Here is an 18127-nt window from a genome sequence, read left to right on the forward strand (position 1 = left end):
TCATATAGTAAATTAGCTTAACACTCGATATTGTTGTTGGCACAACGATTTAGCATATTACCTTTAGGAATCGCGTTTTCAAATTAGACACCCAATGCTGAACATTCCTCAAATCCTGGCAACTGAACTAGAACTAAAACCCTATCAAATACAAAACGCGCTAGAACTTTTGGCAGAGGGTGCGACAATTCCCTTCATTGCACGTTACCGTAAAGAGCGCACTGGCGAAATGAATGAAGTCCAACTGCGTGAACTTGCTGATAGGTATACATACTTAACAGAATTAGAAGCCAGGAAGTCCGTAATTTTAAAAGCGATCGCTGAACAAGGTAAACTGACGGACGAATTGCAAGCAAAAATCTCATCTTGTTTCCAAAAAACTGAACTTGAGGATTTATACCTACCATATCGCCCAAAACGCCGCACTCGCGCCACTATCGCCAGAGAGAAAGGTTTGCAACCTCTGGCAGAATTGATCAAATCTTTAAACATTAAAAATCCCATTTCTGCCTCATTAGAAGCAGAAGCCACGAAATATATTTCGGAGACAACAGGTGTAAAAACAGTAGATGAAGCATTAAAAGGTGCATCTGATATTCTGGCGGAAGAAGTAGCAGAAAAAGCCGATTTGCGGGCATATATTCGGGATTATCTGCTAGAAGATGGCGTATTTCTTTCCCGCATCAAAGATGATTATCCTGAAGGTACAACTAAGTTTGAAATGTACCGCAACTATCAAATTCGTGTGAAAAATATTGCTCCCCATAATATGCTGGCTTTGTGCCGGGGTGAAGCTGAGGGAGTATTAAACTTTGATATTGGCTTTGATGAAGATTTTATACTTTCCTATCTAGAATCCCAAGAAATTAAAACTAAAGTCCGGGTAATTCGGGATTTTTATCAAGGGATGTTGAAGGATGCTTTTAACCGTCTCATGAAAACTTCCCTCATAGGTGAAGTAATTGCCGATAAGAAAATTTATGCAGATATTGAATCGATTAAAACCTTTGAAACAAATCTGCGGGAATTATTGCTATCTGCACCGGCGGGAATGAAGCCAACCTTAGCTATAGATCCAGGGTTCAGAACTGGTTGTAAAGTTGCAATTATGGGAGAAACTGGGAAATTTTTAGAATATCAAGCCATATTTCCCCATCAAGCTGCTGAACAACGAACTAAAGCCGCTCAAACTCTCAAAAATCTGATTGAAAAATATCACATTGAGTTAATCGCCATAGGCAATGGTACAGCTTCCCGTGAGACAGATGAGTTTGTCACGCAAGTATTACAAGCACTAGATCGTAAACCCATAAAAGTCATAGTCAATGAATCTGGTGCATCAATATACTCTGCAAGTAAAGTGGCGCTCGAAGAGTTTCCCGATTTAGATGTGACAGTACGTGGTGCGATTAGTATCGGTCGGCGCTTACAAGATCCTTTAGCAGAACTGGTTAAAATTGATCCTAAATCCATTGGTGTAGGACAATACCAGCATGATGTTGATCAGAAGTTGTTGAAGAAGAAATTAGATGAAACTGTAGAAAGCTGCGTTAACTATGTTGGTGTAGACTTGAACACTGCTTCTAAAGAACTGTTAACATTTGTTTCGGGGATTACACCCACAGTTGCTAATAATATAGTGGCTTATCGTAACCAGCATGGAGCCTTTAAAAATCGCCAACAACTCCTAAAAGTGGCAAAACTGGGGCCGAAAGCCTTTGAACAAGCGGCTGGATTTTTGCGGATTCGCGGGGGAGACAACCCTTTAGATAATACAGCCGTGCATCCAGAAAGTTACCCAGTTGTGCAAGCGATCGCCTCCGATTTAAATGTACCCTTAAATCAGGTAACGCAAATTGCCGAAAAATTGCCAAAGGCTAACTTAAAAAAATATGTCACTGATACCGTTGGGGAACCTACACTGCGCGACATCCTTAAAGAACTAGAAAAACCAGGTAGAGATCCCCGTGCAGAATTTAAGTATGCCACCTTTAAAGAAGGGATTAAGGAAATCAGTGATTTGCAGGTAGGAATGGAACTAGAAGGAATCGTCACCAATGTTGCCAACTTTGGTGCCTTTGTTGATATTGGTGTACATCAAGATGGTTTAGTACATATCTCCCAACTCGCCGACAGATTTATCGATGATCCCAAAAAAGTGGTCAAAGTCGGACAAGTGGTGCAAGTGCGGGTGTTAGAAGTCAACGAAAAGTTAAAGCGTATTAGTTTGTCTATGAAAGCAATTAAAGGCAATAGGCAATAGGCAATAGGCAATAGTTAATAGGCAATAGTCAATAGGCAATAGTCAAAACTAAGCCGCCCATCAATGTAGGTGGCTGTCTTTAATTTTGAATTTTGTAGGCGCAAGCCTTCCCTACGGGACGCTACGCGTTGGCGTTAGCCTCTCGTAGAGATGTCGTAGACTATGCGTGAATTTTGAATTGATTCAAGAAATAGTCCCATTGGTAGAAACACAATCTATCTTGTAAGAGATGTTGAGTATTCGCCCATTATTTAAAGATAGGAGAAGATATTTCAAATTGTCTTTTTCTGATTTTTAGGTAAAAAAATGTTGGGAACATTTCTTACAGTTCTAGCTACAGCCCTGAGCCTACTAATTGTTGATTTAGTTGTGCCGGGTGTGAACATTTCTAATTTTCCAGCCGCTTTAATTGCTGGTTTGGCAATTGGTTTAATCAACGGCTCAATCAAGCCAATTCTTTCTACTCTATCTCTACCACTTAATTTTTTAACGTTAGGAGCATTTTCTCTCGTCGTCAATGGTATTTGTTTTTCCCTAGCAGCCGGTTTAGTACCTGGGTTTAGTGTTAGCGGTATTCTTGCCTTTATTCTAGGCCCTGTTGTTTTATCTTTTGCTAACACTTTTATCAGCAAATACTTTGCAGAGAAAAATTTAGCTTTAAGTGGAGATATAGAAACCAAAGGAGAATTACCATCTAGATAACTGTAATATGAGAGGCGTTAAAAGAATCACGTCTCTATTTCACCAAGTTTGTATCAAGAGAATCTGAGTAAATAAAGTTTCAACAGTAGCAACAATTTTATGAAAATAGTACGTTTTCTTCTGGGTTTATTAATACCACCGCTAGGTGTTTTCTTAACAGTTGGAGTCGGGCCAACTTTAGTAATTAATATTCTGCTCACCCTTTTAGGTTGGCTACCGGGTAGCATTCATGCAATTTGGGTAATTGCCAAACACGAAGAACAGGTAAATGCAGGCAGAGGTATTTACTAACCTTAATCTAAAATAGGTAGGAATTGAACCTACCTATTTTTGTTAGCTATTCAGTTTTTTATCGACCAGTTCATTAGTTAGTTTAGGATCAGCGCGTTTGTTGGTCTTTTTCAAAACTTGACCGACAAAGAAGCCTTTGAGGTTGGTGTTACCGTTGCGATACTTTTCTAGTTCTTTAGGGTTAGCAGCGATTACTTCATCAACGATAGGTTCGAGGACACTGGCATCGCTGATGAGTTCTTGACCGGCAAAGGCTTGCTCTGGAGATAGTCCTGTGAGTAACTCTGGTAACTTTTGTTTAGCTTGAGCGTTACTGATTTTACCGCTTTCAATACGGGTGATGACATCAGCTAAATTAGCGGGAGTCAAGCCAATTTCTGTGATGCTGAGTTTTTGCTTGTTGAGGTAAGCGGCGATATCTTGAGTAATCCAGTTAGCAGCCGCTTTAGGATTAGCACCAGCTGCGATCGCACTTTCAAAATATTGAGCTACAGAAACCTCTTCTGTCAAGACTCGCGTATCATAAGCCGAAAGTCCCAATTCGCTTTCATAATTGTGGCGTTTTTGGGCTGGTAGTTCTGGTAGTTCGCTGCGCCATTGATTGAGTTGTGCTTCTGACACCTCAATGGGTGCTAAATCTGGTTCGGGGAAGTAGCGATAATCGCTAGAACCTTCCTTAGTCCGCATACTGATAGTGCGTTGTGAACCTTCTTCCCAGAGGCGCGTTTCTTGAATGATGCGTTCCCCAGCTTCTACGGCAGCGATTTGGCGTTCAATTTCGTATTCAATCGCCCGTTGAATGGCGTTGAAGGAGTTCATATTTTTAATTTCTACCTTCGTACCAAATTCTTTTTGTCCCACGGGACGCACTGAGATGTTGACATCACAGCGTAGAGAACCTTCTTGCATATTGCCATCACTCACACCCAGATAGCGCAAAATCCGGCGTAGTTCTTGGGCATATTCCGCCGCTTCTTGTCCAGAACGAATATCAGGTTCGGAAACAATTTCGACTAATGGCACACCTGCGCGATTGTAGTCTACCAGAGAATAGGTAGAACCGGAGAGGCGATCGCTGCCGGCATGGACAAGTTTACCTGCGTCTTCTTCCATGTGCAAACGCGTAATCCCAATCCGCTTACGAGTGGGATTCCCATCTGCATCTACCAACTCAATTTCTAACCAACCATGTTCCGCAATGGGTAGATCATACTGAGAAATTTGGTAATTTTTGGGTAAATCGGGATAAAAATACTGTTTACGGTCAAATTTGCTATATTTAGCGATTTGGCAATTTAGCGCCAAACCTGCTTTGACAGCGTACTCTAAAACTTTTTGGTTGAGTACAGGTAACACCCCAGGTAAACCCATACAAATAGGGTCAATGTTAGTATTAGGGTCAGCACCAAACGCTGTAGAGCTATTAGAGAAAATCTTGGTATTGGTACTGAGTTGACAGTGGGTTTCTAGACCAATAATCGCTTCATACTCAGTTTTTACACTTGTAGCAGCAGTCATAATATTATAAAGTTCAACAAATTCACGTAGATCACCATTTTAGCTCTGAGGGAGGCGGGATTGGGAATTAGGAAGAAGCAGAGGAGCAGAGGAGACAAGGTAGAGATTGACTATCACCTGTCACCTATCACCTATCACCTGTCACCTATCACCTATCACCTGTCACCTATTTCCCCAAAGGCAACTCAATCATAAACTCAGTACCTTGTTCTGGTAACGAAATAAAACTGAGTTTGCCACCGTGTTTATCTACAATAATTTGGTGAGCAATTGATAAGCCTAAACCTGTGCCTTTATTAATTGGTTTAGTTGTAAATAATGGCTGAAGAATTCGCTCTCTAATATCATTATTTATGCCTTTGCCATTATCAACTATGCGAATGATGACTCTTTGTTCATCAGGCTGTTCTGTGATCACTTTGATTGTTGGCTGAAAGTCCTTACCTGACTTTTCTAACTTTTCCTCTATGGCATCAATAGCATTAGCTAACAAATTCATAAATACCTGATTAATTTGCCCTGGATAACACTCTACCTCTGGCAAATCACCATATTGTTTAACTACTACAATTTCTGGGCGGCTCCCTAAAGCTTTAAGGCGATGGCGTAAAATTACTAAGGTGCTATCTAGTCCTAAATGCAAGTTCGCTAACACTTTGGTATCGGCATCTAAGCGTGAGAAGTTTCGCAGCGATATGGAAATTTCTTTGATGCGCTGAGTGCTTAATTTCATGGAGTCGAGTAGTTTTGGTAAATCTTCTAAGACAAACTCAATATCTAGTTCTTCTAGTTCTTCTTGAAGTTCCAGTATTTCTGGACAATATTTTTGATAAAGTTTTAAAGCTTGGGATAGAGACTTGGCATATTCATAAGCGGGGGCAAGATTACTGATGAGGCAACCAATCGGGTTATTGACTTCATGGGCTACCCCTGCCACTAATTGACCAAGCATTGATAATTTTTCTTGTTGTACGATTTTAACTTGCGCTTTTTGCAAGTCTGCTGTGCGTTCTGTAACTATTTGCTCTAAATCTTCAGTTAATTCTAATAATTGCGTATTTTTTTCTGCCAGATTTTTAGTAAGTTCTCGTAGTTTTAACTGGACATTTACTCGTGCTAAGACTTCTTCTTTCTCAAAAGGCTTTGTAATATAGTCTACGGCTCCTAAAGACAGTCCTTTGACTTTGTTGGCTGTATCAGATAAAGCCGTCATAAAAATAATCGGGATGTCTTGAGTTAAAGGATCTGCTTTTAATAAAGTACAGGTTTCAAATCCATTAATTCCTGGCATTTCTACATCCAAAAGGATGAGCAGAGGGAGTTCTTGTTGGGCTTGCTTAATAGCACTTTCACCGTCAACTGCTAGCCTCACACGTAATCCTACACTTTTTAATGCTTCTTTGAGTACAGATAAGTTAGTGGAGTTATCGTCCACAATTAAAATAAATTCTGTTGCGGAATTTAAAGTCATATTTTTAATAAAATTAGCATTTCATCAGATACTGTTCGACAAATTCTTGAACTTGTTTTACCTGACAAGCATCTGCCATTTGAATTATTTTTTTGGCAAAGGGAATTAACTTGATATCTTGTGTTTGCAGTTGTGCGGCAATAGCTGCCAGTTCATCTAAATCACCTTTTTGGGCTAAGTCGTGAAGTTGAGTTATTACCTCTGGTTTAGGGGGTAGAATTTCAGCTATATCAACCTGAGTCTGAGTTGGTTTTGCACCACTATTCAAATTACTGGCTCTGTACTCATAAAACCATTTCAATTGCAGATGTTTTTGGATCATTTGCAGTAAGATATCTGCTTGTACTGGTTTAGGTAAAAAGTCATTAGCACCAGCTTCGAGGCTCTTAAATTGGTCGGTATCAAATACGCTAGCAGAGGAAGCGATCGCTACTATATTTTTTAAGTCATCAAATTGGCGTAATTGTCGCAGCAAATCAAATCCGTGCATCACTGGCATGACTAAATCAGTGATAATCAAGTCAGGTTGATATGTTTTAGCTTGCTCTAAACCCTCTTGCCCATTACTAGCTTCAGCTACTACAAAACCAATAGGTTCTAGTAAGTTGACAATCACAGAACGATTTTCCCATTTATCATCAACTACTAATACTTTACGTTGTGCGCCATTATAACCAACTACTTTGCCATAGAGGGAAACTCTTAATGTTTCTGCCCATTCTTCTGCTGCCTGTAATTGCAAATCAAACCAAAAGTTACTACCTAGTCCCAGTTCGCTTGCTACTTGTAATTCACTACCCATGAGTGAGACAATTTTCTGGCTAATTGCTAACCCCAAACCTGTGCCTTCTGCTTGCTTTCTCGTATCACCTACTTGTTCAAAAGGCATAAATATTTTCTGGATTTGCTCTTGATTCATGCCTACACCCGTGTCTTGAATTTGAAAGCGAATTAACCAATGAAAGTCTGTAGGATTTTCTAACACTTGTACACTAAAAGTTACGCCGCCAGCATCGGTAAATTTAATTGCATTCCCAATTAAGTTAATTAAAACCTGACGCAATCGTTTTTCATCAGCACAGATACCCTGTGGTAAATGAGGATCTGGCTGATAAATAAATGCAATACCTTTCTGTTCTGCACGAATCCGACAGATTTCTGCAACTCCTTCTAAAAATGACAAAAAATGAAAATCTTGGGGATAGATTTCCATTTTGCGGGCTTCAATTTTGGAGAGGTCTAATATATCGTTAATTAAAGTTAGCAGGTGAGAACCACATTGATAAATGATGTCAACGCCTCGACGGCCTTTTTCTGTTAATGGTTCGGAATGTTGGAGAATTTGAGCGTAACCTAAAATCCCATTCATGGGGGTACGCAGTTCGTGACTCATATTAGCCAAAAATTCACTTTTGGCGCTGTTGGCTGTGTCGGCGGCTTCTTTCGCAGCTTTGAGTTCTAGGGTGCGTCGTTCAACTCGCTGTTCTAGTTCTTGATTGCTTTTAGCTAAGGCGTTGAAAGATTCCCGTAACTGCTGGGCCATTTGGTTGAAGGATTTGGCTAATACTCCCAGTTCAGCAATATTACCTTCTGCTACAGTTTGCTCTAATTTACCATTGGCGATCGCTACTGAAGCTTGTTTTAAATCTAAAATCGGGCGACTAATCCAACGAGAGGTAAATAAACCCAATACTGAAGCCAACACCAATGCACCCAAACATAATAGTATGGTGTTGCGGGTATTAGCCTGAATGCGTTCCATAAAGTCTGATTCTGGAACTACTACCACAATCAACCAATCTACTCCCCGACTATCTTGCAGGGGTAAGACTTGTACAAATTGCCTTTGACCATTAAACTTAAACTCTAATTGTTGGCTCTGGTTAATGCTACTCAGCTTACCTAGACTCTGTAATGTCTCGGCTGTAGCTTGAATCAAGGAATTTTCGCTGGTTTTTGCCTTGATTTGCTCAATTTCTTTGCCTTTAATCGCAAATGGCTGTTTGATTACTGAACTAGCCACTAAATTACCAGAGCGATCTATGATAAATGTCTGCCCAGTATGCCCAATCTCCAAGCTACTTAAGAATAGATGGATGCGCTCAATATCAAATATACCCATGAGAACACCCAACAGTGAGCCTGTTTCACTGTAGATTGGTTGCACAGGAGAAATCGCCACAGAAGAATAGTTGGAAGCAACCCGTGCAAAGAAGGGACTCCAAGTTGGTGTTCCTGTTTTTACTGCCTCTTTGTACCACGGTCGAGTCCGGGGGTCAAATTTACGCGTCTCAATCAATTTGACTCTTTTACCTTGAGCATCAAGGTTGTAAACATTCCAATTTGGTGCCGTGGATGCGTTTCTCACCCTCAAAACAATTTGACTATCTTGGGTGCGTTCAACTCCAACAATTTCTCCCTTGGGGGTAGCGTATTGAATGAAGGTTACTGATTTTTGTTGCACTAGCTGCCAGAAATAACGCTCTAGAATTGCCGGATCATCTGTGCTAATCTGCTTACTCTGGATACTAGCGGCAATCACTTGATTCATCCTGTGAGGTTCGTCTAGATAAGTCAGGATTTGCTGTTTGATGCGATCGCTTGTTTCACGCCGCAATTGAGTTGCTACATCATTGACAGCTTTTTGTCCATTGCGTATTGACAGCCATCCTGTCACCCCCACAGCCGCAAATACTTGCAATACAAACGGCACTACCAATACCAAACCCAGGGAAACTGTTTTGCCAGTATTGATTGTTGAATCACTCACTTGACTGTACGCAAACTCAATAACTTGATTGTTTCAGTTTTCCCTGGTTTTGCGTGTTTATAACAATTTTTATTATTAGTTCATAATGTTAATTTTTGTGTCCAAGCCTTTTTTCCAGGGGACAGGGAACTTTTATCAGCAAGAAAACCTGCTCGAATATGGGATACAAGCCTAGGGTATTGACTTTGTACCTTTTCAAGGGTTAAACATCCATGCCTAATCCTTTCCTTCTTTAAGTAATAAGTAAATACCCATTACTCATTACTCATTACTCATTACTCATTACTCATTACTCATCACTCATTACTCATTACTCATTACTCATCACTCATTACTCATCACTCATTACTCATCACTCATTACTCATCACTCATTACTCATTACTCATCACTCATTACTCATTACTCATCACTCATTACTCATCACTCATTACTCATCACTCATTACTCATCACTCATTACTCATCACTCATTACTCATTACTCATTACTCATTAGCCTAGTACAAGCCCCTCTCTTACAAATTTACCAAATATCCATCTTCCATATTAATGATGCGATCAGCTATATCTAAAATACGGTTATCATGAGTTACCAGCAAAATTGTACAGCCTTGTTCCTTGGCTAATTTTTGCATTAAATTGACTACATCTCGTCCCGATTTACTATCTAAAGCAGCTGTTGGTTCATCGGCTAATACTAATTTAGGATGATGCACCAAAGCACGAGCGATCGCTACTCTTTGTTTTTGTCCACCAGAGAGATCATCAGGATAGTAATTCAGTCTTTCTCCTAAGCCAACTGTGGTTAACATTTCTATGGCTTTCGCTTCGGCTGCTTGAGCAGAAATACGATCATTCATTTCAAACGGCATCTGCACATTTTGTTTGGCTGTCAGAAATCCTAATAAGTTATGGGCTTGAAATATATAGCCAATATTCCGTCTTACCTGTACCATTTCATTTTTAGTAGCACCATAGAGTTCTTTACCTAATATTTGTAGGCTACCTGATTGTACAGAGCGTAAACTACCAATTAGTGTCAGCAAAGTAGTCTTTCCTGAACCTGAAGGGCCTGTCATGATCACAATTTCTCCTGGTTGGATTTCTAGATTAATATCAAAAAGAATCTGTTTTTTGAGTGAACCTTCACCATAATAGTGATTGAGATGGGAAATAGCGATCGCCAAAGGCGGATCTGCGACTATTGCAGGTGTTTCTAGCATAAATTTATCCCTAGAAAATATCAGCCGGATCAGCATCCTGTAATTTCCGCATGGCTATAGATGCAGAAATTGAACACATTAAAGTTGTCAAAATAAAGATGAAGATTGCCCTATCTATGGTCATCATAATAGGTAGCAATGTTGCTTGACGCGTAATCATATAAAGACCTTGAGAAATTGCCAGTCCAGGAATAAAACCAATAGCTGCTAAAATCAAAGCCTCTTGAAAAACAATCATGAGTAAATAGTGATTTTTGAAACCTATGGCTTTTAAAGTGGCATACTCTGGTAAGTGATCAGAAACATCACTATAGAGGATTTGATAAACAATTACTGCACCTACTATAAAGCCAATCACTGCACCCAATGTAAATGTAAATCCTACAGGTGTGCTAGTATTCCAAAAGCTTTTTTCATTAGCAATAAACTCTTGTTTAGAAAGAACTTTCACATCATTCGGGAGATTCGCTTTTAAATTGGCAATTACCCAATTGATATCTGCTTCGGGTTCGAGCTTAATTAGTCCAAAATCAATTAATCCTTGCTGTCTTCTATTCGTACCTAATAAACGGATAAAATTAACATCACTGGTGATGATGTTGCCATTGACTCCAAAGGATGTCCCTAATCTAAATAAACCAACAACATTAATTTTTCGGTTGTTTAATTCTGTGGAGACTTGATTGTTAGCTGTAAATTGCTCAACAATCGTGCCGAATTCTTGACGTGAACCCCGATCAAATAAAACTGTATCTGGTTCTCTCAGAGAGTTTAAATTTTCCTGTACACCTGGTAAATTAACTACTCTCTCTTCTGGACTAAAGCCAATAGCAAAAATGTTCCAAGTCTCTTGGTTATCAGGATTTTTCCAGGGAATAAAACCTAAATATATCGGGCTAACTGATTGTACTCCTGTAAAACCTAGTGCTTGATACAATCTTCGTTGCGAGAATTGATCCAGAGAAATTAAAGCTTTATAGCGAGAACTAACTAAGACAATCTCACCTTCAAGACTATTATGTAGTTGCACAGCGCCATCAAATAAAGCTTCACGAATACCCAGTTGCAAGAACATTAGCACATCTGCAAAAGCAATCCCCGCGATCGCTACTAACATCCGTGCTTTTTCCCGCGATAATTGCAACCATGCTAAAGGAATTTTGCGTTTAAACATAGTTTTTAGTCTATAGTCAATAGTTAATAGGCAATAGGCAATAGGCAATAGGCAATAGGTGACAGGTGATAGTCAATCTCTACCTTGTCTCCTCTGCTCCTCTGCTCCTCTGCTCCTCCCTACTCCCTACTAATCGCCACTCTCACCTTAGAATTAGTTAATCCCGCTACTCGCTGACTCGCTTCTGGTGTGAGACGGATTTTGACTTCTACTACTCGTGAGTCAATGTCAGCAGCCGGATCTGTGTTGAGTACGTCTTTTTTGCCTATTAATAAGCCGATTTGTTCAACGGTTCCGGTGAGTTCTCCGGGTAAATTCAGTTGGGTGATAGTTGCAGTTTGTCCGATTTTGACGCGATTGATATCAACTTCATATACTTCTGCAACTACGTACATTTGCTGAGTCTGTCCGATTTCCATAATCCCTTTATCGCTGACTACTTCTCCACCCCAAGTGTGAATTTTGAGGATTTGACCGGCTTTAGGCGCTCTCACATAAGCTAATTCTAAATTAGCCTGCGCTTCCTGTACTGCGGCTTTGGCGTTTTCTACTTCTGCTTGGGCGGCTTGCACATCGGTAGGACGTATCTCTGCAATCTTTTCTAAGGTGGCTTTTGCTTGTCTGAGTCTTTCTTTTAAGGTTTCTGATTTTTGGCTGCGGTTAGCAATGGCTTCTTGTAAACTCTCTTGGGCTGTTTCTAATGTCAATTTTTTGCTGTCTTTCATGGAAGCAGAAACAGCACCCGTTTCTTGCAGATATTGATAACGCTGATATTCAATTTGGGCATTTCTGACTTCAGCTTCTAAGCGTTTGACTGTCGCTATTCTCGCTGCTACTTCTTGACGCAGTTCGGCTTCTAATTCCGATATTGTGGCTTGTTGCGCTGCTATTTCTCCCTGTTTTGCACCGGCTTTTACCTGTGCTAGTCGTGATTGTGCAACTACAACCTGCTGTTTGGCTCTATTCACAGCCGCTAATCTAATATCTTGATTATCTAGAATAGCGATAATTTGCCCTTTCTTGACGCGATCGCCCTGTTTTACCAACAGTTCTGCTACCCGGTTACTACCCGCCGTCTGCGAAACTGATACCTGTATCACTTCCCCTTGGGGTTCTATACGTCCCAAAGCTGTCACGGCTTTGATCACAGGACGATTATCAATGATGGCTGGAGTAGTTTTTTCCCCAAGATTTCGCGCACTAGATAAAAAATATAACGAGCTGGCACCACTTACTAAAGCTAAAGCCACAGCACCCACAATCAAGTATCTATTAGGATACTTAAAATTCCTAATCTGGTCGGGATGAAGATTTTGCATAAAGTTACCGCCTCAGTTTTGGCAGCTAAATTTTCTGTATACAACAAATTTTTACAAAATAATTTTATTCAACTTGTTGTGTACAAATTCTAGTGTACACTGAAGAAAATATCTGTCAAGTAGTTCTTTATGGGTTTATCGCAAGCAATTCTGACCTGTTTAATTGATGCTCCCCACAGTGGTTATGATCTATCTAAGGTCTTTAGTGAGTGCGTGGGTTATTTTTGGCAGGCTTCCCAGCAACAAATTTATAGAGAACTAGGTAAATTAGAGTCTGCGGGTTTAATTGTTTCAGAAATTATTCCCCGTGAAGGTCGCCTAGACAAGAAAATTTACTCCATCACTGAACAGGGGAAACAGCATCTAGTCGAGTGGATGCACAAACCCAGTGAACCTGACGTAATTCGAGAAGACTTATTAGTGAAAATTTTTTCTGGTGGTTTAGTACCAGTTAGCGTGCTAATAGAAGACGTAGAACGTCACCGGAGAGTCCATCTAGCAAAATTATCAACCTATAGAGAAATTGAGAAAGAAAAGTGTCCTCCCTCGAAAATCCTAAATAAGGAAGAAAAACTCAGAAATTTAGTATTAAAAGCTGGTATTGGCTATGAGGAAGAATGGATATCTTGGTGTGATGAAGCACTGGCAGTTTTAAAAAATCTACCGCTAGATTGAAGTTAAACTAACTATGCAGAATAAATAAAACCCCGGAAATCAAACTTTCCAGGGTTATCCTCGTGAACCACCATTTTATTTTTATCTAAATCATGGGGAGATGATTAGAACCATATAGACTTAATTGCTGGAATTATATCTAAATCAGGAGTTATTTAAATGACTATCTTCATTAAATAAAAGGTCTATCAATATGCTAAAAATCGTTTTTTATAGAAAAATATACATAAATACCAAGTAAAATTTAAATAACTTTTTTCAGACATATCTCATTGAATTATGTCTGAAAAGACAATCTCATAGACTTGATTTATTGAAATTATTCAACAACAATAAAGTCAGCCTCTAGCAATATAGTAGGCCATCTTGGTAATAACCTAACCTTATCCAATGTCCGTAGTCCGCGCAAGCGGACTTTTTTATATAATTTATTATGTCTAAAAAATCAGTTGGATTAACTTGATTTAATTGATTAAGTAAGGAAGAATAAAAAAGCTATCTGACATAATTATTAATTATAAAGGTAGTAGTTAGCCCTTATAGTCAGTCCGCTCCGGCGGACTTTATTAATAAAAAAATATTAAATAAATTGTGGCTATTTCTGGGATGAATATTAGGTGCGATCGCCTGCAACTTAAATAGTAAACATGAAGTGGTTTGTGTTACGGTAATGTCATAACCAGGAAATTGACAAATTACCAAAATTCTAGAAGGCTGTTATATTTTAGTTGGAGAAATAACTGTGCAGTCTTCTGGGAGATAAAATTGTGAGCGATTTAAACAAAAAGAGATTAGAAACTGTTTTAGCAATTGCCACTTGTGCTATTAGTAGCGGTACGGCTTCAGCAGCACCCACACCGGGGGGAGAAATTCCCAAACAGGTAATTTTAACAGCTGCTGATATCCTCATGTATACAAGCATTTGGAAGATTTATTTTCAAGAAGATTTATCTACTAAGGGACTTGTAGACATACTTACCGAATTGGGTTTAGTAACAGTAGGTGCTACAGGAACAGCTTATGTAGTTAGCAAAGCAACCACAGCCATATTAAAAGAAATTACTAATTGGACTGGGCCATTGGGATGGGGTTTTACAGCTGCGATCGCAGGTTCTTTGAGTGGGCTATTCGGTGCTATGTGGGCAGTATATTGTGATTATCTATATTCTCAACGAGAACAGCAGCCTGTTTAATTTATTTTCTCTATCTGTTGCAGGAAGCACCGATGAGAGTAAGTTTTAACATTGATTGCAAGACAACACATCAATACTCAGTCAGCAATGAGTAAAAAACGTTCCAGCTTAAAACCTATAAAGGGAGCAGATAGACCACTTAGACGTAGATTAGATATTAAAGGAGAGATCGCCTTAGTCTCAGTCCCAACTCTCATTGTACTGATCGTGATGGCCTTGATAGAAGTCCTCAGTCAGCAGCGTTTACTATTTGCTTCTTTAGCTTCTAGTGCGTTTCTGATTTATCTTGACCCTTATCATGGTACAAATACTGTTCGTACTCTGATGATTGCTCAAATGATGGCTGCAACAATCGGATTTATTACTTATTTGATTCTTGGGGGTGGCTATCTTTCAGGGGGTATTGCTATGGTAATTGCGATCGCCCTCATGATTACATTTGACGCAATGCACCCTCCAGCCGTTTCTACATCCCTCAGTTTTGCTTTAAAAGCTGGTAACATTAATAACCTAATTTTATTTGCTTTAGCGGTTGGGATTACTGTGATTCTGGTAGGATTAGAACGCTATACCCTATGGGTAATAGCACGTTATAGCCATCACTGAAGAAGTCCACAATCGAAAGTTGACCGCAATGCTAATATCATTACATTTAGGTCAGAGTGATTTCGCCGTTAATCGTAACCGTATTGAGACAATTAGAGCCAAATTTAAGAAGGCAGAACTATAGAAAAACGAGACAAGGGGACAAGTAATAAGTAATTACTCATTACTCATTACTCATTACTCATTTAATTTGGTTCACCGATGATGACACCAAAACTGTATGAATAAAAAATGGGTGAATCTCATCAAAGTCAACAGTCTACCCTCATCTTCCCCACTCCCCACTCCCCACTCCCTAGCTGATGTAACCTACTGTACTGCGGAGATACCCATTACTAACAAATTTCTCTTCTAGAATTTGCCGATAAACTTCTTCATAACCATCAGTCATTGCTTGGAGACTAAAACGATTTTGGACATACTCTCGACAAGCAAAGCGGTTTAAGTCTGTCACTTTAGCGATCGCACTAACGCACTCTTCAATGTTATTGCATAAGAAACCTGTTTTGCCGTGGGCAATTACTTCTGTAGTTGATCCCAGTTTCATAGCAATCACTGGTGTACCCGATGCCATTGACTCCACCATCACCAACCCAAATGGTTCTCGCCAGGTGATAGGGAACAATGTTGCTACTGCACCTCCCATTAGTGCATTTTTTTGTGTATGGTTTGCTTCGCCTAAATACTCAATTTGCTTACCATCAATTAATGGTTTAACTTCTTTCTCAAAATATTCCACATCAACCACATCTACTTTACCGGCCATTTTTAATCGCCAACCAGCTTTTTTAGCAATTTCTATGGCTAAATGTGTGCCTTTCTCTGGAGATATTCGCCCTAAAAATGCTAAATATGGCGCTTCATCAGGCTGGGGATAAAACTTATAGCTACTAACATCAATGCCGTTATAAACTGTTGCTACATAATTCAGCCCTAATCTGAGTTCCCGTTGTGCATCAGAAATACTCACAAAAGGCTGACTTTTAGCATACTGAAACATTTTTTCGTTGTCAGAAGTAAAAATGCCGTGTAGAGTATGCACCGTGGGAGTTTTCACCAGTTTCGCGTAAGGTAGTGACGCACAGCCCATGTGTGAGTGAATCAGATCAAATTCATCTGCACGTTCATATACTGTACCTAGTTGGAGCATTTCGTAAATGCTATATTCCTTAATACTAGAATCAAGCCTTAGCGCACGGGGATGAACTGATACTAGCTTTGCTAAACTGATAGAATCTCCCGATGCAAACAGTGTGACTTCATGTCCACGTCGGACTAATTCATCGGTTAGTAACGCCACCACTAACTCTATACCGCCATAAGCTGACGGGGGTACTCTCTCCCATAATGGGGCGACTTGAGCAATTCGCATCACAAACCTCCTACAAACTAAGATTTGAATTAGGTGTGTTTGTTTATAGTTTCAAGAGTGCTTGCAGGTAATTTATGTGGCACTAGAAACAAGCTTTTAACACCAATTTTAAAATTAATTACCACTAAATCTTATGCTTTAAATTATTGATTACTTGTCTATCCTAGTAGGGATATTCTCCTATTCCTCAGACATGAGCTTGGTTTGATAATTGATAGTTTATGTTCATCTCACAGCAATGAAAGCCCTTTTATTGCTGCATTATAACCAGTTAGCTACTTTAGATTTTTGATGAATAAAAACCTCATTATTAGGTAAATTTATAATTTATTAACTTGCTATCCATATATTTGCTCTATTTTGCTTAACTATTCTCTCTGGTGCTGAATTAGGCTATATAATTCCTATTTGATTCTTGCCACAATTCCGTACCTATTACGACATCTCCAGACATTAATTATGCGTTACCTGCAATCCTTATAGAGACGTAGAGACGTAGCACTGCTACGTCTCTACAATAATTATTGACGTTTGATGTTGCGTAGAATATATTTTATATTCGTAATACTATAAATAATCAAAACGTGAATATCTCTCCATCTCACAAAAAACCGCTTGTCACATGGCAAGCGGTTTTCTCAGTAATCATGTTCATATTCATGTACCTACCCATTCTGGTACTAGGGTTTTATAGCTTTAATCAATCGCCCTACAGTGCAACTTGGCAAGGCTTCACCCTGGATTGGTACACCAAATTACTCAGTGACGATCGCATTCTCTCAGCGTTGAAAAATAGCCTAATTGTCGCCTTGTGTGCGGTGAGTATCTCCGCAGTCTTAGGCACCTTGATGGCGGTAGGTTTGGCGCGTTATCAGTTTTTGGGCAAGAACCTATATCGTGGTATATCTTATCTACCATTGATTATTCCTGATATTGCGATCGCAGTTGCCACACTCGTTTTTCTGGCAGCCTTCGCTATCCCCTTAAGTTTATGGACAATTGTGGCTGCTCATGTAGTCTTTTGTCTAGCTTATATCGGACTGGTAGTTTCCTCTCGCATGAATAATTTAGATCCCCACTTAGAAGAAGCCGCCTTAGATTTAGGTGCTACTCCATTCCAAGCTTTTATTCAAGTATTATTACCTCAGTTAATGCCTGGAATTTTAGCAGGTTGTTTACTCGCATTTGTTCTCAGCCTAGATGACTTTCTCATTGCTAGCTTTACTGCTGGTAGCGGTTCTAACACCTTACCAATGGAAATTTTCAGTCGGATTAGGACAGGTGTAAAACCTGATATTAATGCCCTCAGTGTTTTATTGATTCTTGTATCTGCTTTTGTAGCGTTTATTGCTGAATCAATTCGTGCTTTGGGTGAGCGCAAAAATTAATTTAGAATTGAGACAATAACTATAAAACAGCAATGAATGATACATTTTCTCTCCCACAAATTCATTTGTGTGGTGTTCAATTTGGAGTTGACTTATGGGTTGACAAAGGCAAGAGTTTAATTATATTATTGTTTTGTAATAAAAATTTGTGCGTTTGCTAAT

The 18127-nt window shown here is 39.4% G+C and carries 14 protein-coding genes; 7 read left to right on the forward strand and 7 right to left on the reverse strand.

Features of this window, described 5'->3' with window-relative positions:
* Positions 1 to 94: 94 nt before the first annotated feature.
* The 3 genes from NOS7524_RS09350 to NOS7524_RS09360 all read left to right on the forward strand — a co-directional run bounded on the left by NOS7524_RS09350 (position 95) and on the right by NOS7524_RS09360 (position 3256).
* Positions 95 to 2263, forward strand: coding sequence for a Tex family protein (locus NOS7524_RS09350; protein ID WP_015138238.1), 2169 nt, complete (start codon positions 95 to 97; stop codon positions 2261 to 2263).
* A 306-nt stretch (positions 2264 to 2569) separates the two neighbouring features.
* Positions 2570 to 2965 carry a phage holin family protein gene (locus NOS7524_RS09355; protein ID WP_015138239.1) on the forward strand — a complete coding sequence of 132 codons (396 nt, stop codon included), beginning with the start codon at positions 2570 to 2572 and terminating at the stop codon, positions 2963 to 2965.
* Between the two features lie 99 nt (positions 2966 to 3064).
* Complete coding sequence (locus NOS7524_RS09360; protein WP_015138240.1) at positions 3065 to 3256, forward strand: YqaE/Pmp3 family membrane protein; 192 nt, start codon at positions 3065 to 3067, stop codon at positions 3254 to 3256.
* 42 nt (positions 3257 to 3298) lie between these two features.
* Here the strand turns inward: NOS7524_RS09360 and gatB are convergent, their stop codons facing one another.
* From gatB to NOS7524_RS09390, 6 genes are all read right to left on the reverse strand, one after another.
* Positions 3299 to 4774 (reverse strand): Asp-tRNA(Asn)/Glu-tRNA(Gln) amidotransferase subunit GatB, encoded by a 1476-nt coding sequence (gene gatB / locus NOS7524_RS09365; protein ID WP_015138241.1) that lies wholly within the window; start codon positions 4772 to 4774, stop codon positions 3299 to 3301.
* A gap of 166 nt (positions 4775 to 4940) precedes the next feature.
* A complete protein-coding gene (locus tag NOS7524_RS09370; RefSeq protein ID WP_015138242.1) occupies positions 4941 to 6245 on the reverse strand; it encodes a hybrid sensor histidine kinase/response regulator in 1305 nt (434 codons plus the stop codon).
* A 13-nt stretch (positions 6246 to 6258) separates the two neighbouring features.
* Positions 6259 to 9015, reverse strand: coding sequence for a hybrid sensor histidine kinase/response regulator (locus tag NOS7524_RS09375; protein ID WP_015138243.1), 2757 nt, complete (start codon positions 9013 to 9015; stop codon positions 6259 to 6261).
* A 515-nt stretch (positions 9016 to 9530) separates the two neighbouring features.
* Positions 9531 to 10238 (reverse strand): DevA family ABC transporter ATP-binding protein, encoded by a 708-nt coding sequence (locus NOS7524_RS09380; protein WP_015138244.1) that lies wholly within the window; start codon positions 10236 to 10238, stop codon positions 9531 to 9533.
* A gap of 10 nt (positions 10239 to 10248) precedes the next feature.
* Positions 10249 to 11412 carry an ABC transporter permease DevC gene (gene devC / locus NOS7524_RS09385; RefSeq protein ID WP_015138245.1) on the reverse strand — a complete coding sequence of 388 codons (1164 nt, stop codon included), beginning with the start codon at positions 11410 to 11412 and terminating at the stop codon, positions 10249 to 10251.
* Positions 11413 to 11531: 119 nt separating this feature from the next.
* The gene (locus NOS7524_RS09390; RefSeq protein ID WP_015138246.1) at positions 11532 to 12731 is read right to left on the reverse strand and encodes an ABC exporter membrane fusion protein; all 1200 of its coding nucleotides are present in this window, start codon (positions 12729 to 12731) and stop codon (positions 11532 to 11534) included.
* A 129-nt stretch (positions 12732 to 12860) separates the two neighbouring features.
* Here NOS7524_RS09390 and NOS7524_RS09395 point away from each other — a divergent pair, with 129 nt between their 5' ends.
* From NOS7524_RS09395 to NOS7524_RS09405, 3 genes are all read left to right on the forward strand, one after another.
* Positions 12861 to 13406: a PadR family transcriptional regulator gene (locus NOS7524_RS09395; protein ID WP_015138247.1), complete on the forward strand. Its 546-nt coding sequence runs from the start codon at positions 12861 to 12863 to the stop codon at positions 13404 to 13406.
* 767 nt (positions 13407 to 14173) lie between these two features.
* Complete coding sequence (locus tag NOS7524_RS09400; RefSeq protein ID WP_015138248.1) at positions 14174 to 14599, forward strand: hypothetical protein; 426 nt, start codon at positions 14174 to 14176, stop codon at positions 14597 to 14599.
* A gap of 87 nt (positions 14600 to 14686) precedes the next feature.
* A complete protein-coding gene (locus tag NOS7524_RS09405) occupies positions 14687 to 15205 on the forward strand; it encodes an HPP family protein (RefSeq protein WP_015138249.1) in 519 nt (172 codons plus the stop codon).
* Between the two features lie 295 nt (positions 15206 to 15500).
* Here NOS7524_RS09405 and NOS7524_RS09410 read toward each other — a convergent pair whose 3' ends face one another.
* A complete protein-coding gene (locus NOS7524_RS09410; protein WP_015138250.1) occupies positions 15501 to 16577 on the reverse strand; it encodes a glycosyltransferase family 4 protein in 1077 nt (358 codons plus the stop codon).
* A gap of 659 nt (positions 16578 to 17236) precedes the next feature.
* On the opposite strand from NOS7524_RS09410, the gene NOS7524_RS09415 reads away from it, so the two are divergent.
* The gene (locus NOS7524_RS09415) at positions 17237 to 17965 is read left to right on the forward strand and encodes an ABC transporter permease (RefSeq protein ID WP_015138251.1); all 729 of its coding nucleotides are present in this window, start codon (positions 17237 to 17239) and stop codon (positions 17963 to 17965) included.
* The last annotated feature ends 162 nt before the right edge of the window (positions 17966 to 18127 follow it).

The organism is Nostoc sp. PCC 7524 (genome assembly GCF_000316645.1).
Lineage (GTDB): Bacteria > Cyanobacteriota > Cyanobacteriia > Cyanobacteriales > Nostocaceae > Trichormus.